A 24,459-nucleotide genomic window follows, 5' to 3' on the forward strand; every position below is an offset into this window, starting at 1 on the left:
CCTGTGGCTGACCCCGCGTCCTTCGACGGCGCGGCGGCCCTCGATGGGCTGGCGTCAGAGTTGGCTGGCGGCTCGGCGTCAATGGGAGGCACGGCACCCGATGGTAGGCCGCCCCACCCCGCCACCTGTCGCCGGGCTACGTAATAGCGCTCCACCCCACCCGCCGGCTCAGCTCCCGGTCAGTGAGCAACGCCGTGCTGTCCGCCCACTGATCGACGGCCCCCGGCCCTCGCAACCCCGGATCCGTCACAGTGGCCAACAACGCCGCGCTGAACCGGTCTGCTCGCAACACCCGGAACGGCCGCGAGTGATACCCCCGCACAGCCGGATCAACCACCTCGGTCAACCCCAGCCGATTGTGTTCCCCCGCAACAACCTCGTAGGCCCGAACCAGCCCCGCCTCCCGCTCCCGCCAGTCCCGCGCCGCCAGCACCTCCCGGAACACCGGCGCCAACTCCGCCGCAACCGGCAGCCGCCCAAACGCACTCCCCAACCACTTGCCATAGGGCGGATACCGCCGCCCCATCAACAGGCACAACCGCATCAGGTCCCGAACCACCCGCGCCGCGACCACCGCGGACCCAACCTCATCCCCAACCTCCCCGCACCGCCCGACAAACGCCTCCTCCTCAGCCACCCGCCCCCACTGCCGCGCCAACACAAACCGCCACACCTGCGCCGGGTACCATCGCAACCGCTCCCGAGCCCGCCCCAAGTCCCCAGCCCACGCCGACTCCGCGCTCCGCCGATCCGCGCCTAGCTGCACCGGGTCTGCGCGATCCGCGCGCTCGCCGCCCGCACCGCTGTGCTCCGCGAGCCCGTCATGGAAGACCGCTCCGGCAGTGATCTCCGCCAGCGTCTGCGTAGGCGTGACAAGCCAATCCCCGGTCGAGACCGCCACCCGTGGATCAAACCCCAACATCCGTCCGAACCAGTCACCAAGTCCGCTGACCTCAACGCGGTGATTCACCGTCCCCTCGGTGAGCCGCATGACGCCAACGCCCTGATCCTCGGTCGACTCGAAATGCGTCGGAAACCCCAGGAACTCCTTCGGCAACCGCTCAGCCAACATCACCCGGATCGACTCGCCGAATCGCCGACCATCCTGCGCGTCCAGGAACAACTGCAGCCGAGGCCCCCATTCGTGGTCCGCGGACCGCTCGGTGTCGAACCCAAGCACCTCCGAGCCACTGCCGATTCGCGCCGCGGTGTGGGGCAGGTCCCCGAAGTGCCTGCGCAGCAACGGTTCGACCACCTCCCAGTAGTACCGCCGAGACAGCTCCAACCCGGGAACGAACGCGGAGTCCATGCCCAGCATCGTGCGCTGCCCCCTCGGCGAGCAGCGACTGGATTTCCCGTGCCGCAGCCGTCTTCTCCAGGAGCATGCTTCCCGAGCCCCGAGCCCCGAGCCCCGAGCCCCGAGCCCCGAGCCCCGAGCCGGGGATGCAGCCCCCTCCAGTTACAGCCCCTCTCTGGGCGCGTTTCCCTGTCCGATGCAGCCGTTCCGTCGACTGCTCCGGCCCCGGCGATCAGGCGCGGCCGGCATTCAGCGCCGCCGGAACCAGGCGTTGGCTCCGGGCGCGAACATCAACGCCGATGCCCCGAGCACTGCCACGATGTGCAGTGCCCGAACCGCGGCGAACATCAGGAATCCAGCATCGGCGCCCGCGAAGACGGCGATTGGGTCGTTGCCCTCGGCCAGCCACGAGATCGGCTCGACTACCAGGGACAGCATGCCCAGCACGCCCAGCAGCAACGCCAGCGCGATCCGCGCCCACCCACGGCCTCGGTGCAGGGCCAGGATGATCGGGACCAGGACCGCGGTAACCGCGATGCGAACTCCCACGGGCACAACGGCTTCGGCGAACGTGGGCTGGTGCTCAATCATGCCGAGCACGGTCTCGACCACGCCTGCGCCCACCGCGACGAACCACAACGCGGCCGCTCGCCGCACGGCGACGGGCACAATCTGCGGGGCAACCAGTGTCTGCGTCATGCCAGGAACTCTGCTCCCGGACAACCGCCGAGTCAGGGGTTGCAGGCTCCGGACAGCAGGTAGGGAAAAGTCCCGTAGATCAAGGTTCCTCACCTACCGGTGCGCGGGCGATGCACAGTACGCAGGGCATGCCCGCGCTCCGTGGTTCCACGGCGGTCGTCGGCGCGCGGTGCCCGCAGATCGCGGTCAACTCAACCGGCGGCTGTCGTGGGTCAAGTCCACTGACGATGAAGGCATGCACCTGGCGGTCACGCCAGGAACGCCACCACGCCAGATCGTTCACGGTCACCACGGTCATGCCTCCATCCGGTCGTCGCCGATGTGACGACTGGCCTAAGGCTCAATGACGTTGCCTCCCAAGGTTCTCTAGAGCCGTGGTCCTATTTCGTCGTCCTGGCGGCCTCGGGTGGAGCTGCCGTTCACCCGTGGAGCTGCGCGGCACACTCGCTGGAGTTGTCGCCTGGGCGCCCAGGCGGTTCCACGACTTCGGTGCGCGTCGGGTTATCCGGTCACACCACCTTTCTCGATCACGTAGTTGTCCGGGCTTCGTAGGGTGGGGCGTCAGCGTCTGGTTCGCCGTGGGATCGCCCGCTTGCTCGCCAGTCGCTCTCGTCGGCTGGGGTGCGCCGTTGGGCGGGGAAGCCGCGGCGTGTGGACCGCGGAACCGCTTATTTGTGGTCGAGTTGGTGGCGTGGTGCCGGCACGCCGACAGCTCGACGGTGTCGTTCCAGGTGCCTCCTTGCGGTGATCTTCGTTGTCCCGATTGGTTAGATGCGGGTTCGGAGGTACGTGGTCAGCGCCTCCCAGCGGAGTGCCTCGGCGTGGTCATCAGGGGTCACCTCCAGGGGCAAACGTTTCTTCCTGGTGTATGCCGACAGGCGGCTCCTCGGTGGGGTGGTCAGCAGGTCCAAGATCGGGGTGAGTGCCTGTTCCGGGGAGGGCGCTAATCGGAACAGGACCCGGATGATCCGGCGATGGACCGGGGAGAGGTCGCCGGAGAGGCTGCTCCGGACGAACAGTGGGTTGTACAGCACGTACTTCAGCCGGGGCTCGGCCTTGGTGAGCAAGAGCGCGGACAGCTCGTTGGCGCGTCGGCTCTGCTGGTTGGCCGCCCGCCAGTTGTAGTTGTTCGCCAGGCTGGGGTCCTGCCAGCGCATGGCCGTCTTGGGCGCTCCCGGGACTGAGGTGTTGATGATGACCGGGCGCGGCGAAGCGCTCAGCTGTGGGAGCAAGGCGGTGGCCAGGATGTGGCGGCTGAGGGCGTAGAGGGCCAGGTTGTGTTCGACGCCCTCGGTGGTCAGCGTGCGGGAACGGGCCACATGGGCGGCGGCCAGGAACAGGGTGTCGATCCTCGGGGGCTCGCTGGCTATGTGGGCGGCGACCCGCTCCGCCTCCCGCTGTAGGCGCAGGTCGGCTTGGACGAAGTGCGCGCGAGTGGCCGCCAGCGTCTTGAACTTCTCGACGTCCCGGCCGATCACCACGACCGTTTCACCTGCTCGGAGCAGGTGTTGGGCCAGTGCGCGACCCAGGCCGTCGGTGCCGCCGGAGATCACTGTGGTGGCCATGGCGTCCTCTCGTTTGCAAGGGAGCAGCTGCTCCGTATAGTCAACCTAGCAGAGGCGGAGCAGATGCTCCAGTTGGCGACTAGAGTGGAGGAATGAGTGCGGCGGACAATGCGGGAACCAAGCCACTCCGGGCCGATGCTGCGCGGAACCGGGCCCAGATCCTCGATGCGGCCACGGAGGCGTTCCGGGAGCGCGGGCTGGAAGTGGATGTCCGGGAGATCGCCCGACTTGCTGATGTGGGCATGGGTACTCTTTATCGCCACTTCAGCACGAAGAAGTCGCTGGTCGAGGCGGCACTGGAGGCGAAGATCGTCGAGTGGGAGCAGCGCGCCGCCGCTGCTCGGAACTCGACCGCGGCATGGGACGGGCTTCGTGCCCTTATCGAGCACACGATCGAGTTGATGGCCGCCAACCGGGCTTTCCTGGACGGCCTCACCGTGGCGGAGTCCGCGGTGGAGGCGTGTCAGGGGCACCTGAAGCAGTCGCTGGGTGATTTGGTCGAACGTGCTCATGAGGAAGGGTCGTTGCGAGCCGATGTCAGTGCCGGAGACATCGGGTTGTTCGTCCTGTCCTTCGGGCCGATTGTGTTGGCCACTAAGGACTCCGAGTCCGACGCCTGGCGCAGGCTGCTGGCGGTGCTGCTGGACGGCCTGCGTGCGGCATGAGTTCTTCTCATGACAAGCATGAGAACGAAGAGTTGGACTCATCGCTGAAGTGATCCGAAGATCTCCCCATGAGCACTGCGGGGAAGGTCGCGTTGGTCGTCGGCGCGAACGGCGTCATCGGCGGCAACCTGGTCGAGCATTTGCTCGAACTCGGGGACTGGGAGGTGATCGGGCTGTCCCGACGGGGCGGCACTGACCGGGAACGGCTGCGGTATGTCGCGGTTGATCTGCTGGATCCGGCGGACACGCGAGAGAAGCTGGCCGAGTTCGATTCGGTGACGCACGTCTTCTACGCCGCCTACCAGGACCGTCCGAGTTGGGCGGAGTTGGTGGCGCCGAACCTGGCGATGCTGGTCAACGTCGTCGAGGCGATCGAGCCGGTCGCGGCCGGACTCGAACACATCAGCCTCATGCAAGGCTACAAGGTCTACGGCGCGCACCTCGGGCCGTTCAAGACCCCGGCCCGCGAGGACGACGCTGGCCACATGCCGCCGGAGTTCAACGTGGACCAGCAGGACTTCCTGGTGCGGCGCCAGGCCGGCAAGAGCTGGACCTGGTCGGCGATTCGTCCGTCGGTGGTCGCCGGGTTCGGGCTCGGCAACCCGCTGAACCTGGCCATGGTGATCGCGGTGTACGCCTCGATCTCCAAGGAACTCGGCCTGCCGCTGCGTTTCCCTGGCAAGCCGGGTGCCTATGACGCGCTGCTGGAGATGACCGACGCGGGGTTGCTGGCCGAGGCGACCGTGTGGGCGGCAACGGATCCGGCGTGCGCCAACCAGGCGTTCAACATCAACAACGGTGACTTGTTCCGGTGGAGCGAGCTGTGGCCGAAGATCGCCGACTACTTCGAGTTGCCGGTCGCGCCGCCATTGCAGATGTCGCTGACCACGGTAATGGCTGACAAGGAACCGTTGTGGGACAAGATGACCGAGGTGCACGGACTGGCTGGACACAGCTACCGCGAGGTGTCCTCGTGGGCCTTCGGGGACTTCGTGTTCTCGTGGGACTACGACATGTTCGCCGACGGATCCAAGGCGCGGCGATTCGGGTTCCATCGATACGTGGAGACCGAGCGGATGTTCTTTGACATCTTCACAGAGATGCGCAAACGGCGGGTCATTCCCTGATCCGGCCGAAGTACTGGCCGGGCGGCAGGCCGACCGCGGCGCGGAAGGCGGCCACGAACGCGCTGGTGCTCTCGTAACCAACGCGTCTGGCCACTGTGGACACCGCGATTCCGTGTGCCAGCAACGGAAGCGCGGCCTGGATTCGCAGTTGGGTTCGCCACCGGCCGAACGGCAGGCCGGTCTCGGTGCGGAACAGGCGTGCCAGGGTTCGCTCGCTGGCGCCGACCTGGCGGCCCCACTCGCCCAGGGTGCGTGGGTCGGCCGGGTCGGCGGTCAGGGCGGTGCTGATCGCCCGGGTGCGCGGATCATGTGGGCTGGGCACCGCCAGGGTGGTCACCGGCAGCGGCTCCAGCAGGTCGAAGACCACCGCCTCGGCGCGGGCTCGTGCCTGCGGGGACAGGGTTTCCTGGCCCAGGTAGGGGATCAGCTCGCGCAGTAGCGGCGGGGCGGCGACCACGGTCGGCCGCGCCCAGGTCGCCGGCCAGTCCGGTGGGCAGGCAGCAGGGGCGAGGTAGAGGCTCCGCATGGTCGCGCTGCCGATCGCGGCGGTGCTGTGCCCGACGCCCGCGGGCAGCCACAGCGCGCGGTTGGTCGGCAGCACCCACGTGCCGTCCGGCGTCGTCACGGCCAGGACTCCACTGGCGGCCCAGGCGAGCTGGTGCACCGGGTGCAGGTGCCAGTCGAAGCGGGTGCCGAGGGGCAAGTCGAAGCTGCCGACCAGCACCGCTCCCGAGGCGGGCACCAGCATGGGCGTGGCCTGTCTGGATGGCGACATCAGTTGGCAGGTTAGCTCGTAGCGGTCACCGCAGGGTGGTTCCTAGTGTCGGGAACATGCCGATGAACCGCTATCACCGCTGGTTGTGCCGTTCGGATCTGTGGGCTCGGGCGGTGGCCCGCGACATGATCCCGTGGGCGCTGGACGGCGTCGATCTGGGCACGGATGTGCTGGAGATCGGCCCGGGTTACGGCGCGACGACCGTGGCCCTGGCGACGCGGGTGCCGAGGCTGACCGCGGTGGAGATCGATGTCGAGCTGGCGCGTGGGCTGCGAGCTCGGCTCGGTGACCAGGTGCGTGTGCTGGAGGGCGACGGAGCGGCGATTCCGTTGCCGGACAACAGTTTCACCGGGGTCGGTAGTTTTACCATGCTGCACCACGTGCCGTCGGTGGCCTTGCAGGACAGGGTGTTCGCCGAGGCATTCCGGGTGTTGCGGCCGGGTGGCACGTTCGCCGGGATGGACGGGGTGCCGAGCCTGGGTTTCTGGCTCATCCACCTGAACGACACCTACGTCCCGGTCAATCCGGACACACTCGCGCCACGGCTCCGGGCGGTGGGGTTCCGGGACATCTGGCTGACCGCGGTGTCTGGCCGGTCGTTCCGGTTCCGTGCCCGTAAACCCTTGTCGTGACAGCGGTCTGACGTGGGGCCGTGACCGGACCGGCGGAGGCGCTGGTGGGCGCGGGCCTCGGGTGGTGCCGTTGGGCGAGGTGGGCGCGCGGGAGTGGTCAGGAGGGCTTGCGGCGGTGGTAGTGCCGGGCGGCCCGGGCCCGGTTGCCGCAGGTGGTTGAGCACCATTCGCGGCGGGGGTGGTCCTTGGTGAAGTAGATGACGCAGGCCGGAGCCAGGCAGGCGTGCAGGGGTGCGGTGGTGAGCACCGGGATGGACTGGGTGGCGAAGGCGGCCAGGGTTTGAGCGGTGAGGGTGCCCTTGTTGGTGGTGGTGCTGCTCAGGGTGTTGTCCGCCAGGGACAGCTGAGGGCTGGTGGAGGATTGGGTGATGGCGCGGTTGATGATCGCCACCGCCTGGTGCGGGGTGAGCGGACTGGTGGTGGCTCGGGCGCGCGGGTCGTCGGTGCGGTGGGCGGCCAGGCGGCGCAGGGCGTTGCGCAGAGTGTGGAAGTAGGGGATATCGTCCTCGGTGATCCGTTGCGCGGTGGCGTCGTCGTGTACGACAGCGAGCCAGCCGCGGAGGGAGTCCAGGGTGGCCAGGGTGTCGTGAATGCCGTTGCGGTTGGCCCAGATGGTGTTCATCAGGTGTACCGGGAGCGGCTCACCGGGAAGTATCACGTTCTCACGGTTGAAGTTGGTTCAATCCGTCAGATAGAGGTGGAGTTTTCGATGACTCGTGCGCCGGTTCCCCCGTTTGACGAAGCCACCGCCCGGCAGAAGGTGCAGGCCGCTGAGGACGCCTGGAACACCAGGGAGCCGGCCAGGGTGGCGGCGGCGTACACGCCGGACTCGGTGTGGCGCAACCGGTCTGAGTTCGTCACCGGTCGGGCGGAGATCGAGGAGTTCCTGACCCGGAAGTGGGAGAGGGAGCAGGAGTACGCGCTGCGGAAGGACCTGTGGACCTTCGCGGGGAACCGGATCGCGGTGCGCTTCCAGTATGAGTGGCGGGACGCGCAGGGGCAGTGGTGGCGCAGTTACGGCAACGAGAACTGGGAGTTCGACGACGAGGGGTACATGCGGCGGCGGGAGGCCAGCATCAACGACGTGGCCATCGCGGAGTCGGAGCGGCGGATCTTCGGGCCCCGGCCGGAGAGCGAGCGCGGACAGGGGATTCCGCTGCGGTGACAGGGTAGGCGGGTCGGGCGGGAAGTGTGGGTAGGAAAGTCGGACATGCGGACATGCGGACATGCGGGCACGGGCAGAGGGGCAGGGGGCCGAGGGGCACGGGCAGGCGGGCGGAGACAGGGGCAGAGGGCACGGGCAGGGGGGGCAGAGCGCCATGTGGGCGACCAAAGAGGCTGGGTTCGCCTAGGGCGGCGCGGATGGCTCGGTTTGGCTGGGCGGTGCGGCGGGCTGGAGCTGGGTTGAGCAGTTGCTGCGCGCCCTGAGGTGGGCGGTTGGCTCGGTCGGCCAGGCCGTCGGGGCAGGGGGCGTGGCTGTTCGCGGAGGCTGGCTGAGTCGGACTTGGGAACCGGGGACGGCGTGGGGTCGCTGGAGTTGGGCGAGTTCACCGGGGATAGCTGAGGGCATCGGTTTGGGGATGCCGGGCTGAGGGCGTCCGGGTGAGTGGGCTGCCTAGGCGGTGGAGATTGCCTGGGCGGGGGCGGGCTTGTGGTGGTGTGGGTCAGCTGAGTTTGGTGGTGCGGCAGGCCAGGGTGGTGGCTGCGGCACCCCACACCACGAGCACCAGGACGGGGTGGGCGCTGGGCCAGGAGCCGGTGGCGGTGATGGTGTGCAGGCTGTCGGCCAGGGCAGCGGTGGGGAGGTAGGTGGCGATGTCGGCCCAGGCGCCAGGGAGTTGGGCCGTGGGCAGGGCCACGCCGCCGCCGAGGAGGAGGGCGAACCAGATGATGTTGGCCAGGGCCAGGACGATGTCGGCGCGGAGGGCTCCGCCCAGGAGGACGCCGAGGGCGGCGAAGGTGAGGGCGCCCAGGAGGGTCAGCAGTAGCGCCGGGAGGAGTCCTGCGAGGGCGGGGCGCCAGCCGAGGGCGGTGGCCACCAGGGTGATGAGCAGGAGTTGCACGGCTACCACGCCCAGGACGGCGAGGATGCGGCCGGAGAGGAGCATCCAGCGGGGCACGCCGGTGGCGGCCAGCCTTTTCACCACGCCGTAGCGGCGGTCGAAGCCCAGGGCGATGGCTTGGCCGGTGAAGGCTGAGGACATGACCGCGAGGGCGATGATCCTGGGGGCGATGGTGGCTACCCGGGGTTCGGCCAGGGGGAGGATCGGCAGCAGGGTGAGGCCGATGAGCAGAGCCAGGGGGATCAACAGGGTGAGCAGGACCTGTTCGCCGTGGCGGAGGTGCAGGCGCAGCTCGGTGCCGGACTGGGCGGCCAGCATGCGCAGGGGGGCGCCGGGGGCCGGGTTGGGGCGGAAGGTGCCTGGGGCGAATCGGATGGTGGCGGTCATGAGCGCAGCTCCCGTCCGGTCAGGTCGAGGAACACGTCCTCCAGGCTGCGGCGGGCCACCGTCAGCTCATGTGCCAGCACCCCGTGCTGGGCGCACCACGAGGTCACCGTGGAGACCACCTGCGGGGTGATCGTGCCCTCCACCAGGTAGTCGCCGGGGCGGGGTTCGCTGGTCCGGCAGCCCTCGGGCAGGGCCGCGGTCAGCAGGGTCAGGTTCAGGCCCGGCAATGAACGGAAACGCAGCTGCTGGTGGTCTGGTTCACCGCTGGTCAGTTCGGCCGGGGTGCCCTCGGCGACGACGCGGCCGTGGTCGACGATGGCTACCCGGTCGGCCAGGCTCTCCGCCTCGTCCATCAGGTGGGTGGTCAGCAGGACTGTGACGCCGTCGGCGCGCAGGGCGCCGATGAGCTCCCAAACGAGTCTGCGGGCCTGGGGGTCCATGCCGGCGGTGGGCTCGTCCAGGAAGACCAGCTCCGGGCGGCCGACGATGGCGCAGGCCAGGGCCAGGCGCTGCTGCTGGCCGCCGGAGAGGCGCTTGAACGGGGTGCGGCGGGACTCGGCCAGGCCGAGGACGTCCAGCAGCCATTCCACGTCCAGGGGCTCGGCGGCGCAGGTGGCGACCAGGCGGAGCATCTCGTCGGCGCGGACCGAGGGGTAGGCGCCGCCGCCCTGGGGCATCACGCCGATGCGCGGGCGCAGGCGGTCGGCCTCGGTGGCCGGGTCCAGGCCGAGCACCCGGATCGAGCCGGCGTCCGGGCGGAGGAAGCCCTCGCACAGCTCGATGGTGGTGGTCTTGCCCGCGCCGTTGGGGCCGAGCAGGGCCAGCACCTGGCCGCGCGGGACGGTCAGGTCGAGGTGGTCGACCGCGACCGTCGAGCCGTATCGCTTGACCAGCCCGGTGATCGCCACAGCTGGGTCGTCGAGATCCGGGCGCACGAGAGCCAAGCCTAGGCCGAGAGCGGGGTCACCCGGACGGCGGGTTTCAGAACAGGACACGCTTCCGGCCGTTGTTGGGTTCGGGCATGTGCTTGCGGACCGCCCAGACCAGCAGGGCGCACATGATCAGGCCGGCGATCACCGACAGCGGGATGACGTAGGCGCGGCCCTCGTAGGTCATGCCAGGTGGCGGGTCGGGCACGGCGAGCACGATGCTGAGCACGATGGCCGCGGTGCGGAACCGGCGCGAGTTCGTCGCCGCGGCCAGCGGGATGGCGGCCCAGATCATGTACCAGGGGTGCACCACCGCGCCCAGCAGCATCACGCAGCCCAGCGCGATGCCCAGCGCGGTCAGCGAGTTGCGGCCGGGCTGGCGGGTGCGGAAGGCGATCCACAGCAGCGCGGCGCAGATGATCGCGATGATCACGTAGCCCAGGCCGCGGCCGATCAGGATGGCCGAGTCGATGTGGTTGCCGACGCCGAGCAGGATGCCGATGCCGCCCGCGGCCATGCCCAGGGCGGTGGTCGGGGACTTGAACGTCTTGACGATGTTGGGCACGTCCAGCGCGCCTATCCAGCCGAACCCGATGCCGGTGACCAGCGTCAAGGCCGCCAGGGTGAGGCCGAAGACGATCAGCAGCTTGATTGTGACACGCACCAGGTCGCGGAACTCCCCGCCCATCCGGCGGGCCAGCACCGCGCCGAGGAAGCCCAGCGCGAGCACCGCGGGCAGCTTCACCAGCGCCGCGGTGGTGATGATCACAGTGCCCAGGATGACCGAGCGGGACAGCGCCAGCTCGAAGCCCGCGAGCATCAGGCCGATCGCCAGCGCCTCGTTGTGCACGCCGCTGACCAGGTGGAACAGCACCAGCGGGTTGGCGGCGCCGAGCCAGAGCGCGGCCACCGGGGGCACCCCGAAGCGGCGGGCCAGGCGGGGCAGCGCCCACACGATCATCGCGATGCCGGCCAGGGCGAGCAGGCGGTGCAGCAGGATGCCGACCATCAGGTGGTCGCCGACCAGGCTGGCGATGCCGCGGCCGATGGCCAGGCCGACCTGCCCGTACGGGGAGGGCGTGTCCCGCCAGATGTTGGGCACGCCCCTGGTCAGCGGGTGGTCCACGCCGAGGGTCTCGGCCGGGCCCTGGGTGTAGGGGTCGAAGCCGCGTGCGGCCATCTCGCCGATGGCCAGGTAGCTGTAGACGTCCCGGCTGAACATCGGCAGCGACAGGCTCAGTGGGACCAGCCACATCATCAGCGTGCGGTCCATCTGCGAGCGGGAGACCAGCCGCGCCCGGCCCGGGCTGGCGAAGCGGCCCAGCCACAGCCAGGACACGATCAGCAGGCCCATGCCGGTGTAGACCGCGGCCATGGACACCGTGCCCACCCGGATGAACAGGTTGAGCACCGGGAAGTCCTGGAACGGGTTGACCACCGGCGCGGCGCCTGCGCCGATCGCCCCCGCGGCCATCAGCAGCGAGCCGAGGGTGCCGAACCGGCGCACCAGGTCCAGCTGCCGTCGTTCGGCCTCGTTCAGCCCGGCCGGACGGCCGTGGCTGGACCGGCCTAGTTCTGCCGGTCGCCCTTCCACCACTGATCCACTGACACCACTGCCCACCTCGCCGGACGCCACGTCCGGAAGGGTAGTGCGTAGGCGTGGGGGGTGAGTCGGGTCACCTCCCGCCACCCCGCCTTTGCCGGTTGCGGGGAAATAAGCAAGACTTGTGTTGTGAAAAACGCCGGGACCCCGCAGCGGTCCGCCCACGAGGCGGAACGTGCTGATGGGCGCACCCGGCAGGCGGTCGCCAAGCAGCTGCTGGAGCAGGGGCCGATGACCGCCATGAGCATCGCCGAGGAGCTCGGCCTCAGCCCGGCCGCGGTGCGCAGGCACCTGGACGCGCTGCTGGCCGACAAGGAAGTGAGCACCAGGGAGGCCTCGCGGCGTCAGCCGAGGGGACGGGGCCGCCCGGCCAAGCTGTTCCTGCTCACTGAGAGTGGCCGCGCGCAGTTCGGGCACGCCTACGACGACCTGGCCGTGGCCGCGCTGCGTTACCTCGCCGAGTTCGGCGGGGAGGACGCGGTACGCGCCTTCGCCGAGCGCCGGATCGCCACCCTGGTGGACCGGCACCGCGAGGTCGTGTTGTCCATTTCCGACCCGGTGCGCAGGGCCGAGGCCCTCGCGCAGGCGCTGAGCAGCGAGGGTTACGCTGCCTCGACGCGCCGCGTCGGCCACGGTGAGCAGCTCTGCCAGCACCACTGCCCGGTCGCGCACGTCGCTGCCGAGTTCCCGCAGCTCTGCGAGGCCGAGACCACGGCGTTCGCCGAGCTGCTCGGATCGCACGTGCAGCGCCTGGCGACCATCGCCAGGGGAGACGCGGTGTGCACCACGCACCTGCCGCTGATCCCCGTGGCGGTTTCCCAGAACGACCCGGTCCCGCCGACGGCGGGCACCACCACCACGCGTCCGGAACCGGCCGAGAAACCGGTGCCGGGCCAGACCGCACGGATCCCGGACGGAGGGGAGCCCGCATGACTGCCGCTGCCGAGCAGCGTCCCACCACGGAGCCCATGACCCAGGAGGAGACGCTCGCCACCCTTGGTCGTTACGAGTACGGCTGGGCCGACTCGGACACGGCCGGCGAGACCGCTCGACGTGGCCTGAGCGAGGAGGTCGTTCGCGACATCTCCGCGCGCAAGGGTGAGCCCGAGTGGATGCTGGAGTCCCGGCTCAAGGGCCTGAAGCTCTTCGAGCGCAAGCCGATGCCGCACTGGGGCGCCGACCTCACCGGGATCAACTTCGACTCGATCAAGTACTTCGTGCGCTCCACGGAGAAGCAGGCCACCAGCTGGGAGGAACTGCCCGAGGAGATCAAGAACACCTACGACCGCCTGGGCATCCCGGAGGCGGAGAAGCAGCGCCTGGTCGCCGGTGTCGCCGCGCAGTACGAGTCCGAGGTCGTCTACCACCAGATCCGCGAGGACCTGGAGGAGCAGGGCGTCATCTTCCAGGACACCGACACCGCGCTCAAGGAGCACCCTGAGCTGTTCCAGGAGTACTACGGCTCGGTGATCCCGCACGGGGACAACAAGTTCTCCGCGCTCAACGGCGCCGTGTGGTCCGGTGGCTCGTTCATCTACGTGCCCAAGGGCGTCAAGGTGGACATCCCGCTGCAGGCCTACTTCCGGATCAACACCGAGAACATGGGCCAGTTCGAGCGGACGCTGATCATCGTCGACGAGGACGCCTACGTCCACTACGTCGAGGGCTGCACCGCCCCGATCTACTCCTCCGACTCGCTGCACTCCGCGGTCGTGGAGATCATCGTGAAGAAGGGCGGCCGCTGCCGCTACACGACGATCCAGAACTGGTCGAACAACGTCTACAACCTGGTCACCAAGCGCGCCAAGGCCGAAGAGGGCGCGACCATGGAGTGGATCGACGGCAACATCGGCTCCAAGGTGACCATGAAGTACCCGGCCGTCATGCTGATGGGCCCGCACGCCAAGGGCGAGGTGCTCTCCATCGCCTTCGCCGGCGAGGGCCAGCACCAGGACGCCGGCGCCAAGATGACCCACCTCGCCCCGCACACCTCCTCGACCATCGTGTCGAAGTCGGTGGCCCGTGGCGGCGGCCGCACCTCCTACCGCGGCCTGGTCAGGGTCAACAAGGGCGCGCACCACTCCGCCTCGACGGTGAAGTGCGACGCGCTGCTGGTCGACCAGATCAGCCGCTCGGACACCTACCCCTACGTCGACGTCCGCGAGGACGACGTGTCCATGGGGCACGAGGCCACGGTGTCCAAGGTCAGCGAGGACCAGCTGTTCTACCTGATGTCCCGCGGCCTGACCGAGGACGAGGCCATGGCGATGGTGGTGCGCGGGTTCGTCGAGCCCATCGCGCGCGAGCTGCCCATGGAGTACGCCCTTGAGCTCAACCGCCTGATCGAGCTGCAGATGGAAGGGGCAGTCGGCTGATGACTGCGATTGTTGAAGGGGTGACGCCGCACTCGCACGGGGCGGGTGCGGTGGTCCCTGACGCCTCCCGCGCGGAGTGGTTCTCCTCGTTCGACGTCAACGCGTTCGAGGTGCCCACCGGCCGTGAGGAGCTGTGGCGGTTCACCCCGCTCAAGCGCCTGCGCAACCTGCACGACGGTTCGGCCCCGGCCAACGGGACCACCACGGTCGAGGTCACCGCCGCGCCCGAGGTGAACGTCGAGACCATCGAGCGCGGGGACACCCGACTCGGCGTGGCCGGCGTGCCCGCCGACCGGGTCGCGGCCCAGGCCTGGTGCTCCTACCCGTCGGCGACCCTGGTGACCTTCCCGAAGGACACCAAGGCCACCACGGCCACCATCGTCACGGTGACCGGCGCGGGTGCGGACAAGACCGCCTACGGGCACATCCAGCTGCGCGCCGAGGCCTTCGCCGAGGGCATCGTGGTGCTGGACTACCGCGGCTCCGGCGTCTACGCGGAGAACGTGGAGATCGTCGTCGGTGACGGCGCCAAGCTGACCGTGGTCTCGGTGCAGGACTGGGCCGACGACGCGGTGCACGTGGCCAGCCACCACGCCAAGCTCGGCCGCGACGCGGTGCTCCGGCACACCGCCGTGACCCTGGGCGGCGACCTGGTCCGGTTGTCCCCGACGGTGACCTACGACGGTCCCGGCGGCGACGCGGAGATGCTCGGCGTCTACTTCGCCGACGCGGGCCAGCACCTGGAGCACCGGCTCTTCGTCGACCACTCGGCCTCGCACTGCCGGTCCAACGTGGTCTACAAGGGCGCGCTGCAGGGCGAGGGCGCGCACACGGTGTGGATCGGCGACGTGCTGATCCGGGCGAGCGCGGAGGCGACCAACACCTACGAGCTCAACCGCAACCTGCTGCTGACCGACGGGGCGCGCGCCGACTCGGTGCCGAACCTGGAGATCGAGACCGGCGAGATCGAGGGCGCGGGCCACGCGTCGGCGACCGGCCGCTTCGACGACGAGCAGCTGTTCTACCTGCAGGCGCGGGGTATCCCGGTCGAGCAGGCGCGACGGCTGGTGGTGCGCGGGTTCTTCAGCGAGATCCTCGCCAAGATCACCGTGCCCGAGGTCCGCGAGCGCCTTGAGGCCGCCATCGAGGCAGAGCTCGAGGCGGTCGGCGCATGACCGAGTTCAGGGTGTGCCCGCTGGCCGAGCTGGCCGAGGGCAAACCGTACGGCACCGAGGTGGACGGCACGCCGGTCGTGCTGGTCCGCCTCGGCGAGCAGGTGCACGCGCTGCACGATGTCTGCTCGCACGCCGAGGTCACCCTGAGCGACGGTGGCGAGGTCAGTGACGGCGCCATCGAGTGCTGGCTGCACGGTGCGGGTTTCGACCTGTGCACCGGCGAGCCGCTGACCCCGCCGGCCAGCGACCCGATCGACGTGTACGCGGTGAGCGTGCGCGAGGGCGAGGTCTACGTGGACCCGGCCACCCCCACGAACCGCTGACTGCTTCCACCAGGAGAAACGAAAGACCATGGCTACTCTGGAGATCAAGGACCTGCACGCAGAGGTCGTCACCAATGAGGGGAACAAGGAGATCCTCAAGGGTGTCAACCTCACGGTGAAGGCCGGCGAGACCCACGCGATCATGGGGCCCAACGGCTCCGGCAAGTCCACCCTGGCCTACGCCATCGCCGGGCACCCCAAGTACGTGATCACCAGCGGCTCGGTGCTGCTCGACGGTGAGGACGTGCTGGAGCTCAGCGTGGACGAGCGCGCCCGCGCCGGCCTGTTCCTCGCCATGCAGTACCCGGTCGAGGTGCCCGGCGTGTCCATGTCCAACTTCCTGCGCACCGCGGCCACCGCGGTCCGTGGCGAGGCCCCCGCGGTCCGCCACTGGGTCAAGGAGGTCAAGGCGGCGATGACCGACCTGGACATCGACCCGACCTTCGCCGAGCGTTCGGTCAACGAGGGCTTCTCCGGCGGTGAGAAGAAGCGCCACGAGATCCTGCAGCTGGCGCTGCTCAAGCCGAAGATCGCGGTGCTGGACGAGACCGACTCCGGCCTGGACGTCGACGCGCTGCGCGTGGTCTCCGAGGGCGTGAACCGGTTCAAGGCCGACGGTGAGGTGGGCGTGCTGCTGATCACCCACTACACCCGGATCCTCAAGCACATCAGCCCCGACTTCGTGCACGTCTTCGCCGGCGGCCGCATCGTCGAGTCCGGCGGCGCGGAGCTGGCCGAGCGCCTGGAGAACGAGGGCTACGTCCGCTACGCGGGCAAGCCGGAGGCCGCTGCCCTCTGAGGGAATTTCCCTTGATCGGCAACGGTTTCCCGTACTGACACCCACCACCACATGCGGACAGCGAAAGGAGGCGGCTCCCTGTGACAGCTGTTGCCGCACCTTTGGACGTCGCCGCCATCCGGGCCGACTTCCCCATCCTGGGCCGGACCGTGCGCGACGGCAAACGGCTGGTCTACCTCGACTCGGGGGCCACCTCCCAACGTCCGCGTCAGGTGCTCGACGCCGAGCGGCGCTTCCTGGAGACCAGCAACGCCGCCGTGCACCGCGGCGCGCACCAGCTGGCTGAGGAGGCCACCGACGCCTATGAGGAGGCGCGGGCCAAGATCGCCGCGTTCATCGGCGCCGGCGTCGAGGAGGTGGTGTTCACCAAGAACGCCACCGAGGGCGTCAACCTGGTGGCCTACGCGATGAGCAACGCGGCCACCTCCGGTTCTGAGGCGGCCAGGTTCATGGTCGGTCCCGGTCACGAGATCCTGGTGACGGAGATGGAACACCACGCGAACCTGGTGCCCTGGCAGGAACTCTGCCGCCGCACCGGCGCGACCCTGCGCTGGTTCGGCGTCACCGCGGACGGCAGGCTCGACCTGTCCGATGTGGACGAACTGATCAATGACAACACCCGGGTGGTGGCCTTCACGCACCAGTCGAACGTGCTGGGCACGGTCAACCCGGTCAGCGCCATCGTGGCCAAGGCACGGGAGGTGGGCGCGTTCACCGTGCTGGACGCCTGCCAGTCGGTGCCGCACGCCCCGGTGGACTTCCAGGCGCTCGGAGTGGATTTCGCGGTCTTCTCCGGGCACAAGATGCTCGGGCCGTCCGGAGTGGGTGTGCTCTACGGACGGCACGAGCTTCTTTCCGCGATGCCCCCGTTCATCACCGGCGGCTCGATGATCGAGCTGGTCAAGATGGAGGGCTCCACCTACGCCCCGCCGCCGCAGCGGTTCGAGGCAGGCGTGCCGATGACCTCGCAGGTGATCGGGCTGGGCGCGGCGGTGGACTACCTCAACGCGGTGGGCATGGACAACGTCGCCGCGCACGAGCACCACCTCACCGAGCTGACGCTGGCCGGGCTCAAGGAGATCCCCGGCGTGCGGATCATCGGGCCGGCGGAGGCGGTGGACCGCGGCGGCGCGGTGTCCTTCGTCATCGACGGGGTGCACGCCCACGACGCCGGCCAGGTGCTGGACAGCCTGGGCGTGGAGGTCAGGGTCGGGCACCACTGCGCGTGGCCGCTGCACCGCGCGCTGGGCGTGGCCGCGACCGTGCGCGCCAGCTTCTACCTGTACAACACGCCGGATGAGGTCCAGGCGCTGCTGGACGGGGTGCGCGAGGCGCAGCGGTTCTTCGGGGTGAGCGCCTGATGCAGCTGCAGCAGATGTACCAGGAGATCATCCTGGACCACTACAAGAACCCGCACCTGCGCGGCCTGCGTGAGCCGTTCCAGGCCGAGGTGCACCACGTGAACCCGACCTGCGGCGACGAGGTCACCCTGCGCGTGCAGCTGGAGGGTCAGGGCCGCGAGGCCAAGATCGTCGACGTCTCCTACGACGCGCAGGGCTGCTCCATCAGCCAGGCCGCCACCTCGGTGCTGACCGATCTGGTGGTGGGCACCACGGTGGAGTCGGCGCTGACCAAGCACGAGGCCTTCCGCGAGCTGATGCAGGGCCGTGGCAAGGTGGAACCGGATGAGGATGTGCTGGAGGATGGCATCGCCTTCGCCGGGGTAGCCAAGTACCCGGCGCGCGTGAAGTGCGCGCTGCTGGGCTGGATGGCATTCAAGGACGCGGTGGCGCAGGTCGTCGGGGAAGGAGCCGGTGCACGATGAGCGCCGAGGAGCAGAAGGTCCAAGAGCAGGAAGTCCAGGAGCAGGACGTGCAGCGGGGGGTGGCCGGGATGCCGGAGCCGCCAGCCGAGCAGAAGGCGGAGCTGCCCCTGATCGCCGACGTCGAGGAGGCCATGCGCGATGTGGTCGACCCCGAGCTGGGCATCAACGTGGTCGACCTGGGCCTGGTCTACGGGATCCACGTGGAAGAGGACAACGTCGCCATCATCGACATGACGCTGACCTCCGCGGCCTGTCCGCTGACCGACGTCATCGAGGACCAGACCCGCGCGGTGCTCACCGGGCCGGGCCTGGTGGACGACGTGCGGATCAACTGGGTGTGGATGCCGCCGTGGGGTCCGGACAAGATCACTGACGACGGTCGCGAGCAGCTGCGCGCACTCGGTTTCACCGTCTGACAATCATTTTTCGCCACCGCCCGGCACGGACTCCCGTGCCGGGCGGTGGCGCGTTTTCTGGAGAGGACAGGGATGACCGGAGTTCTCTGGCGGCGCGTGCTGGGGGTTGTGCTCGCGCCGGTGCTGCTGACCGGGTTGCTGGCGCAGCCGGCGACGGCCGCGGCGGGCATTGTGGGCGACATCGTGCGGGAGCCGGGTGCGTACGAGGCACGGTTCCCGGACCTGCTGAAGCTGCGGGACAACCGGCTGCTGGCGGTGTGGCACCGGGCCACGGCGCACGAGGAGGTGCTGGGCACCATCCGGATGTCGATCGGCACCGCCAACGGCCGGAGCTGGAGCGAGCCCGTCTCCGCGCTGTGGCCAGGCACCCTGGGCACAGTGGACACCCGCGACCCCAAGCTGGCGCTGATGCCGGACGGCCGGGTGATGCTGACCTTCTTCGTGGCGGGCCGCGGCCAGGTCTACTACTCGATGTGGACACCCGGCGAGGCCCACTTCAGCCCCCCGAAGCTGATCGAGGTGCCCGACGTCGAGGTCGGGCTGCTCAGCCACGGCAGCCCGCTCGTGCTGGCCAACCGCGGATCCCAGGTCAACCAGGTGCTGCTGCCGGTCTACACCGTCAGCGAGTCCTCGGCCGGGCACAAGGCCGGCGCGCACTTCATCCGGGCCACCTACCTGCCGGGGGTCAACCCCGCCTTGCAGGTGGCCTCGATGCACCAGATGATCGCCAACGGCAACCCGGCGGGCCGGTGGTACGGCGAGCCGAGCTTCGTGCAGTACGGCGACCAGGTGGTCGCGGTGGTGCGGGCCGAGCAGGCAAGGCCGGGCGTCGAAGCCAGGGACCCCTCCCCGGCGATCGTGGTGCGCTGGAACCCCTACACCGCCACCCCGCAGTACAGCTACCAGAGCTTCAGCGACGTGCTGGCCAGCTCGCACCACCTGCTCAAGACCGCCAGCGGCAAGCTGCTGTTCACCTACGGCGACCGGTCCCGCACCGGGCGGCCCACGGTGGGCATGATGATCAGCAACCCCACCGCGAACTGGACCAAGGGCAAGGTCGTGCCGATCTACAACTCCGGCGTGTACGACCAGGCCAACCCGTCCAGTGTGGAGATCGCCAACGGGACCTTCCTGACGCTGGGCTACAACGCCAAGCCGAAGACCGGCGTCGGCGGGGACCCCACCTACGGCGGCACGCTCTGGGTCGTGGAGAGCCACGCCACCGACTACTAGACCGGGCCGACTACTAGACCGGACCGAAGACCAGGGTGCCGGGGGCGTTCGCGTCGTCCCCGGCCCAGAACTCCAGCCACAGCTCGCTGAACTCGGCGCGGGAGAGGCAGCCGTCGCCGTCGGTGTCCAGGGCGGGGAAGACCGGGCCGGTGTCGGTGGGGCGGCCGTTCCAGGCCTCGATCAGCTGGCGGTACTCATCGGCGGAGATCAGGCCGTCCCGGTTCTCATCCACCGCCTCGAACATGGCCTCCGCGGTCGCGATGACCGCCTCGGGCATGGCGGGCAGCTGGTCGACCACCAGCAGCACCTCTTCCAGGGTGACCTTGTTGTCCCGGTTCTCATCCGAGGCGGCCAGCAGGGTGGACCACCAGCCGAGCATGATCTGCGCCAGGCGCTGGTGGTCGCCGGGGCCGCGCAGCCGGCTCCAGCGGGTGGCCAGGGCCTGGAAGTCGCGCTCCTCCAGGAAACCGTCGCCGTCGGCGTCCATTGCCGCGAAAACGCCGTTGATCTTGCGTCGTTGCAGGTCAGAGGCCATGCGACGACGGTAATGTGAGGACTGGCCGGTCGGGTTAGGCCAGGTGGGTGGTCAGGAAGTCCGTCAGGGCGGTGTTGAACTCGGCCGGGCGTTCCAGGTTGGGCAGGTGGCCCGCGCCCTCGATGACGACCAGGGTGGCGCCGGGGATGCCCTGCTGGATGGTGCGGGCGTCGCGGACCGGGGTGAACTCATCGGCGCTGCCGACCACCACCAGGGCGGGCACGGTGATCGTGGGCAGCAGCGGCCGGTAGTCCGGGCGTTCGGCGCGGCCGCGCAGGGCCGCCGCCGCGCCCTCGGGCGGAGCGGCGCGCATCATGCGCAGCACGTGCGCGGCCACCTCGGGCGGGGCCTGCGGCGCGATCATCTTGGACAGCACCTCCTCGGCGTAGCCGGCCATGCCCTCGCGCAGCAGCCGGTCGGCCTGGGCGTTGCGGCCGGCCTTGCCCTCGGCGGTCTCGGCCTCGGCGAAGGTGTCGGCCAGCAGCAGGGCGCGCACGCGGTGCGGGAACAGCCGGTAGCACTCCAGCACGATCTGCCCGCCCATGGACAGGCCGCCCAGCACGAAGTCCTCGATGCCGAGGCGGTCCATCAGCCCGGCCAGGTCGGCGGCGAAGACGTTCAGGCCGGTGACACCGGGGACCACCGGGCTGGCCCCGTATCCGCGCAGGTCAGGGGTGATCACTCGGTAGCCGAGGGCGGTGAGATGGGTGACCTGTGGCTGCCACATCGAGCGGTCGAAGGGGTGGCCGTGCACCAGCAGGACCGGCTCGCCGGAGCCCTGGTCGTTGAAGCTCAGTTCCATGGGTGGGACGCTAGGCGGAGCACTGAGTCGGTGCAATGAAAACAATGTGCTCGGAGCAATGATGCGGGACTACCGGGTGATCGCGGACCGGATCGCGGCCGACATCGCCAGCGGGCGGCTGAAGCCGGGGGACCGGCTGCCGCCGCAGCGCCAGTTCGCCCGGCGGCGCGGGCTGGCCCCCTCCACCGCGGCCAGGGTGTACGGGGAGCTGGTGCGGCGCGGGCTGGTCACCGGCGAGGTCGGGCGGGGCACCTTCGTGCGCGCGGCCGGGCCGGGGGTGACGCCCGCGCTGGCCGAACCGGCCGCCGCGCCGGTGGACCTGGAGCTGAACTTCCCGGTCCTGCCCGGCCAGCCCGAGCGGCTGGCCGCCGCGCTGGCCGGACTGGCCCGGCCGGAGGCTCTGGCCGGGGCGCTGCGTCCGGTGGGCGTGACCGGCGATCCGGAGCTGCGCGAGGCGGCCGCGGCGGCGCTGAGCCGGGGCGGCTGGACGCCCGATCCCGGGCAGATCCTGTTCCCGGGCAACGGAAGGCAGGGCCTGGCCGCGGCGATCTCCGCGCTGGTGCCCACCGGCGGGCGGCTGGGCGTGGAGGCGCTGACCTACCCGGTGGTCAAGGGCATCGCGGCCCGCCTGGGCATCACCCTGGTGCCGCTGCCGATGGACGAGCACGGCGTGCTGCCCGCCGGACTGACCGAACTCGCCGCGGTCTACCTGCAACCCACCCTGCACAACCCGCTGGGCGTGACCATGTCCGGCCCGCGCCGGGCGGAGGTGGCCGAGGCGTTGCGCCGCAACGACATTCCGCTGATCGAGGACGGCATCTACGGCTTCCTGCGGCCGGAGTCGCCGCCGCTGGCCGCGCTGGTGCCCGAGCGAGCCGTGCTGGTGGACAGCCTGTCCAAGCGGCTGGCCCCCGGGTTGACCCTGGGTTTTGCCGTGGCGCCAACGGGCGTGGCCGACCGGCTGGCCGCGGCGCTGCGGTCCGGGGCCTGGGCCGGTGCCGCCTTCGCCATGGCCGCGGCCCGGCGCTGGCTCGGCGACGGCACGGCCGCGGCCATCGAGGCGGCCAAGCGCGCGGACGCCGCGGACCGGCAACGCCTTGCCGCACAACACCTTTCCGGGTTCGACCTGAGCGTGGACCCGGGCGCCTACCACCTGTGGTGGCGGCTGCCCGCGCCGTGGCGGGCGGAGACCTTCGTCGCGGCCGCGGCCCGCAGGGGCATCGCGGTCACCCCGGCCGCGGCCTTCGCGGTGGTGCCGGGGCACGCGCCGAACGCGGTGCGGCTCGCGCTGTCCGCGCCGCCGCCCGGCGCACTGGCCGCGGCCCTGGATGTGTTGGCCGAACTGGGCCGCGGTGTGCCCGAGGACACCACAGTGGACTGATCAACGGCCGGCTTGGGCCGCGCGCGAACGGAATCCGGACATTAGGGTCGAGGTGTGAACCCGCCGACCGACACCGCTCCCGACACCTCGGCCGCGTTGCCCAGGTGGAGTCTGCTCGTCCCGCCGCTGGCGCTGGTGCTGCTGGTGGTGTCCTGGGGCCGGGACCTCAACCCGGTGCTGCTCATACTCGTCTGCGCCGCCCTCGGCGGGGCGGTGGTGGCCGCGGTGCACCACGCCGAGGTGGTCGCGCACCGGGTCGGCGAGCCCTTCGGCACGCTGATCCTGGCCATCGCGGTGACCGTGATCGAGGTCGCGCTGATCGTCACCCTGATGTCCTCCGGCGGCCCGGACAGCTCGACCCTGGCCAGGGACACCGTGTTCGCCGCGATCATGATCACCTGCAACGGGATCGTCGGGCTGGCGCTGCTGGCAGGCGCGCTGCGGCACCGGGTGCAGGAGTTCCGCGCGCACGCCTCCGGTGGCGCGCTCGCGGTCACCCTGGCGCTGGTCACGCTGAGCCTGGTGCTGCCTGCCTTCACCACCAGCTCCGCGGGGCCGACCTTCACCGGTCCGCAGCTGGCCTTCGCCGGGGTCGCCTCGCTGACCATGTACGGCGTGTTCGTCTTCGTGCAGACCAAGCGGCACCGCGACTACTTCCTGCCCAAGACCGACAGCACCCCCGACGAGCACGCCCCCGCGCCGAGCGCGCGCACCGCGTGGGTGAGCCTGGGCCTGCTGGCGGTGTGCCTGGTCAGTGTGGTCGGCCTGGCCAAGGCGGTGTCCCCGGCGCTGGAGGCCGCGGTGGACGGCCTCGGCGCGCCGCGCACGGTGGTGGGTCTGCTGATCGCGTTGCTGGTGCTGCTGCCGGAGACGGTGGCCGCGGTCCGCGCCGCGCTGCGTGACCGGCTCCAGGTCAGCCTCAACCTGGCGCTGGGCTCGGCGCTGGCCAGCATCGGCCTGACCATCCCGGCCATCGCGGTGGCCTCGATCTGGCTGACCGGGCCGCTGGTGCTGGGCCTGGGCGCCAAGGAGATGGTGCTGCTCGCGCTCACCGGCGTGGTGGGCACGCTGACCCTGGTCTCCGGCCGGGCCACCGTGCTGCAGGGCGCGGTGCACCTGATGGTGTTCAGCGCCTTCCTGTTCCTGGCGGTCACTCCCTGACCGCGTGCGCGATGCGCACCAGCAAGCGATCGATCTCGCGGCGCCGCCGGGCCGCCCGGCGGCGCAGCTCCTCGCCCGCCGCGGCCTGCCTGCGCTCGATCTCTTCCTCTTGCAGGGTGAGCTCCTCGGCCGGCATCGGCACACCTCCTGGATAAGAATGCCCAAAGCGGGCGATGGCCCCGGCTGGACGCGCGCAGGACCATCGCCCGGTGTCGGTTCGTCAGTGCGCGGGATCAGGCCTTGATCTGCTTGCGGTCGCCCTGCGCGCCGCCGATGGCGATCTTGCGCGGCTTGGCCTGTTCGGCCACCGGGATCCGCAGGGTCAGCACGCCTGCCTCGTAGTCAGCCTTGATCTGCTCGGTGTCCAGGGTGTCGCCGAGGAACAGCTGGCGGGAGAACACGCCCAGCGGCCGCTCCGCGACCTGCATCTCGACGTTGTCGCCAGTGACCACCGGACGGCGCTCGGCCTTGACGGTCAGCACGTTGCGCTCCACGTCCAGCTCGATCGCGTCCGCGGAAACGCCCGGCAGGTCGAAGGACACCACGAACTCATCGCCCACCCGGCAGGCGTCCATCGGCATCGCCGTCGGACGGGACCAGGTTCCGGTCTGGTGGCTGCCGAAGAACTGCTGGGCGAGCCGGTCGAACTCCCGGAACGGGTCAGTGCGCATCAACATCGTTCCACCTCCTGT

At 70.0% G+C, this 24,459-nt stretch carries 27 protein-coding genes; 15 read left to right on the top strand and 12 right to left on the bottom strand.

Annotation, left to right across the window (positions count from 1 at the left end; translation table 11 throughout):
- Window positions 1–136 precede the first annotated feature (136 nt).
- The 3 genes from M8C13_RS45075 to M8C13_RS17590 form a co-directional block, all read right to left on the bottom strand.
- Window positions 137–1,309 (bottom strand): DUF4037 domain-containing protein, encoded by a 1,173-nt coding sequence (locus M8C13_RS45075; protein ID WP_305883966.1) that lies wholly within the window; start codon window positions 1,307–1,309, stop codon window positions 137–139.
- 237 nt (window positions 1,310–1,546) lie between these two features.
- Complete coding sequence (locus M8C13_RS17585; protein WP_252481691.1) at window positions 1,547–1,996, bottom strand: hypothetical protein; 450 nt, start codon at window positions 1,994–1,996, stop codon at window positions 1,547–1,549.
- A gap of 767 nt (window positions 1,997–2,763) precedes the next feature.
- Entirely contained in the window at window positions 2,764–3,561 is a 798-nt protein-coding gene (locus M8C13_RS17590) for an SDR family NAD(P)-dependent oxidoreductase (RefSeq protein ID WP_252481692.1), read from the bottom strand.
- Between the two features lie 92 nt (window positions 3,562–3,653).
- Here M8C13_RS17590 and M8C13_RS17595 point away from each other — a divergent pair, with 92 nt between their 5' ends.
- The gene (locus M8C13_RS17595; protein ID WP_252481693.1) at window positions 3,654–4,226 is read left to right on the top strand and encodes a TetR/AcrR family transcriptional regulator; all 573 of its coding nucleotides are present in this window, start codon (window positions 3,654–3,656) and stop codon (window positions 4,224–4,226) included.
- Window positions 4,227–4,294: 68 nt separating this feature from the next.
- On the top strand, window positions 4,295–5,353 hold the full coding sequence (locus M8C13_RS17600) for an SDR family oxidoreductase (RefSeq protein ID WP_252481694.1): 1,059 nt from the start codon (window positions 4,295–4,297) through the stop codon (window positions 5,351–5,353).
- On the opposite strand, the gene M8C13_RS17605 is transcribed toward M8C13_RS17600, so the two are convergent.
- Window positions 5,343–6,128 carry a helix-turn-helix transcriptional regulator gene (locus tag M8C13_RS17605; protein WP_252481695.1) on the bottom strand — a complete coding sequence of 262 codons (786 nt, stop codon included), beginning with the start codon at window positions 6,126–6,128 and terminating at the stop codon, window positions 5,343–5,345. The genes M8C13_RS17600 and M8C13_RS17605 overlap by 11 nt on opposite strands.
- Window positions 6,129–6,184: 56 nt before the next feature.
- Between M8C13_RS17605 and M8C13_RS17610 the strand changes: the two genes are divergently transcribed.
- Window positions 6,185–6,760: a class I SAM-dependent methyltransferase gene (locus tag M8C13_RS17610; protein WP_252481696.1), complete on the top strand. Its 576-nt coding sequence runs from the start codon at window positions 6,185–6,187 to the stop codon at window positions 6,758–6,760.
- Window positions 6,761–6,857: 97 nt separating this feature from the next.
- Here the strand turns inward: M8C13_RS17610 and M8C13_RS17615 are convergent, their stop codons facing one another.
- Window positions 6,858–7,418 carry a CGNR zinc finger domain-containing protein gene (locus tag M8C13_RS17615; protein WP_308202811.1) on the bottom strand — a complete coding sequence of 187 codons (561 nt, stop codon included), beginning with the start codon at window positions 7,416–7,418 and terminating at the stop codon, window positions 6,858–6,860.
- A 51-nt stretch (window positions 7,419–7,469) separates the two neighbouring features.
- On the opposite strand from M8C13_RS17615, the gene M8C13_RS17620 reads away from it, so the two are divergent.
- Window positions 7,470–7,925, top strand: coding sequence for a nuclear transport factor 2 family protein (locus tag M8C13_RS17620; RefSeq protein WP_252481698.1), 456 nt, complete (start codon window positions 7,470–7,472; stop codon window positions 7,923–7,925).
- 499 nt (window positions 7,926–8,424) lie between these two features.
- Here the strand turns inward: M8C13_RS17620 and M8C13_RS17625 are convergent, their stop codons facing one another.
- From M8C13_RS17625 to mptB, 3 genes are read right to left on the bottom strand one after another with little or no spacing between them, the layout of a single operon-like run.
- Window positions 8,425–9,210 carry an ABC transporter permease gene (locus M8C13_RS17625; RefSeq protein WP_252481699.1) on the bottom strand — a complete coding sequence of 262 codons (786 nt, stop codon included), beginning with the start codon at window positions 9,208–9,210 and terminating at the stop codon, window positions 8,425–8,427.
- Window positions 9,207–10,145 (bottom strand): ABC transporter ATP-binding protein, encoded by a 939-nt coding sequence (locus tag M8C13_RS17630; RefSeq protein ID WP_252481700.1) that lies wholly within the window; start codon window positions 10,143–10,145, stop codon window positions 9,207–9,209. The genes M8C13_RS17625 and M8C13_RS17630 overlap by 4 nt, the downstream gene beginning before the upstream one ends.
- A 46-nt stretch (window positions 10,146–10,191) precedes the next feature.
- Window positions 10,192–11,775, bottom strand: a complete 1,584-nt coding sequence (mptB, locus tag M8C13_RS17635; RefSeq protein ID WP_252481701.1) for a polyprenol phosphomannose-dependent alpha 1,6 mannosyltransferase MptB — start codon at window positions 11,773–11,775, stop codon at window positions 10,192–10,194.
- Window positions 11,776–11,871: 96 nt separating this feature from the next.
- Between mptB and M8C13_RS17640 the strand changes: the two genes are divergently transcribed.
- The 9 genes from M8C13_RS17640 to M8C13_RS17680 all read left to right on the top strand — a co-directional run bounded on the left by M8C13_RS17640 (window position 11,872) and on the right by M8C13_RS17680 (window position 19,888).
- Window positions 11,872–12,675, top strand: coding sequence for a metalloregulator ArsR/SmtB family transcription factor (locus M8C13_RS17640; protein WP_252481702.1), 804 nt, complete (start codon window positions 11,872–11,874; stop codon window positions 12,673–12,675).
- A complete protein-coding gene (gene sufB, locus M8C13_RS17645) occupies window positions 12,672–14,117 on the top strand; it encodes a Fe-S cluster assembly protein SufB (RefSeq protein ID WP_252481703.1) in 1,446 nt (481 codons plus the stop codon). Before M8C13_RS17640 ends, sufB begins: the two co-directional genes overlap by 4 nt.
- Window positions 14,117–15,292: a Fe-S cluster assembly protein SufD gene (gene sufD, locus M8C13_RS17650; RefSeq protein ID WP_252481704.1), complete on the top strand. Its 1,176-nt coding sequence runs from the start codon at window positions 14,117–14,119 to the stop codon at window positions 15,290–15,292. Before sufB ends, sufD begins: the two co-directional genes overlap by 1 nt.
- Window positions 15,289–15,615, top strand: coding sequence for a non-heme iron oxygenase ferredoxin subunit (locus M8C13_RS17655; RefSeq protein WP_252481705.1), 327 nt, complete (start codon window positions 15,289–15,291; stop codon window positions 15,613–15,615). The genes sufD and M8C13_RS17655 overlap by 4 nt, the downstream gene beginning before the upstream one ends.
- A 28-nt stretch (window positions 15,616–15,643) precedes the next feature.
- Window positions 15,644–16,414, top strand: coding sequence for a Fe-S cluster assembly ATPase SufC (gene sufC, locus M8C13_RS17660; protein ID WP_252481706.1), 771 nt, complete (start codon window positions 15,644–15,646; stop codon window positions 16,412–16,414).
- 80 nt (window positions 16,415–16,494) lie between these two features.
- Entirely contained in the window at window positions 16,495–17,775 is a 1,281-nt protein-coding gene (locus M8C13_RS17665) for a cysteine desulfurase (RefSeq protein WP_252481707.1), read from the top strand.
- Window positions 17,775–18,239, top strand: a complete 465-nt coding sequence (gene sufU, locus M8C13_RS17670) for a Fe-S cluster assembly sulfur transfer protein SufU (RefSeq protein ID WP_252481708.1) — start codon at window positions 17,775–17,777, stop codon at window positions 18,237–18,239. Before M8C13_RS17665 ends, sufU begins: the two co-directional genes overlap by 1 nt.
- Window positions 18,236–18,655: a metal-sulfur cluster assembly factor gene (locus M8C13_RS17675; RefSeq protein WP_252481709.1), complete on the top strand. Its 420-nt coding sequence runs from the start codon at window positions 18,236–18,238 to the stop codon at window positions 18,653–18,655. Before sufU ends, M8C13_RS17675 begins: the two co-directional genes overlap by 4 nt.
- Window positions 18,656–18,727: 72 nt before the next feature.
- Complete coding sequence (locus tag M8C13_RS17680; RefSeq protein WP_252481710.1) at window positions 18,728–19,888, top strand: sialidase family protein; 1,161 nt, start codon at window positions 18,728–18,730, stop codon at window positions 19,886–19,888.
- 13 nt (window positions 19,889–19,901) lie between these two features.
- Here the strand turns inward: M8C13_RS17680 and M8C13_RS17685 are convergent, their stop codons facing one another.
- Window positions 19,902–20,423 (bottom strand): EF-hand domain-containing protein, encoded by a 522-nt coding sequence (locus M8C13_RS17685; RefSeq protein WP_252481711.1) that lies wholly within the window; start codon window positions 20,421–20,423, stop codon window positions 19,902–19,904.
- A 34-nt stretch (window positions 20,424–20,457) separates the two neighbouring features.
- Complete coding sequence (locus tag M8C13_RS17690) at window positions 20,458–21,225, bottom strand: alpha/beta fold hydrolase (protein ID WP_252481712.1); 768 nt, start codon at window positions 21,223–21,225, stop codon at window positions 20,458–20,460.
- A gap of 61 nt (window positions 21,226–21,286) precedes the next feature.
- On the opposite strand from M8C13_RS17690, the gene M8C13_RS17695 reads away from it, so the two are divergent.
- Together M8C13_RS17695 and M8C13_RS17700 are read left to right on the top strand one after the other, a co-directional pair.
- Window positions 21,287–22,606, top strand: coding sequence for a PLP-dependent aminotransferase family protein (locus M8C13_RS17695; RefSeq protein ID WP_252481713.1), 1,320 nt, complete (start codon window positions 21,287–21,289; stop codon window positions 22,604–22,606).
- 54 nt (window positions 22,607–22,660) lie between these two features.
- The gene (locus tag M8C13_RS17700; protein WP_252481714.1) at window positions 22,661–23,767 is read left to right on the top strand and encodes a calcium:proton antiporter; all 1,107 of its coding nucleotides are present in this window, start codon (window positions 22,661–22,663) and stop codon (window positions 23,765–23,767) included.
- Here M8C13_RS17700 and M8C13_RS17705 read toward each other — a convergent pair.
- Window positions 23,757–23,903 carry a hypothetical protein gene (locus M8C13_RS17705; protein WP_252481715.1) on the bottom strand — a complete coding sequence of 49 codons (147 nt, stop codon included), beginning with the start codon at window positions 23,901–23,903 and terminating at the stop codon, window positions 23,757–23,759. The genes M8C13_RS17700 and M8C13_RS17705 overlap by 11 nt on opposite strands.
- 97 nt (window positions 23,904–24,000) lie before the next feature.
- Complete coding sequence (locus M8C13_RS17710) at window positions 24,001–24,444, bottom strand: Hsp20/alpha crystallin family protein (protein WP_252481716.1); 444 nt, start codon at window positions 24,442–24,444, stop codon at window positions 24,001–24,003.
- Window positions 24,445–24,459 lie beyond the last annotated feature (15 nt).

Origin of the sequence: Crossiella sp. SN42, assembly GCF_023897065.1 — a bacterium.
GTDB lineage: Bacteria > Actinomycetota > Actinomycetes > Mycobacteriales > Pseudonocardiaceae > Crossiella.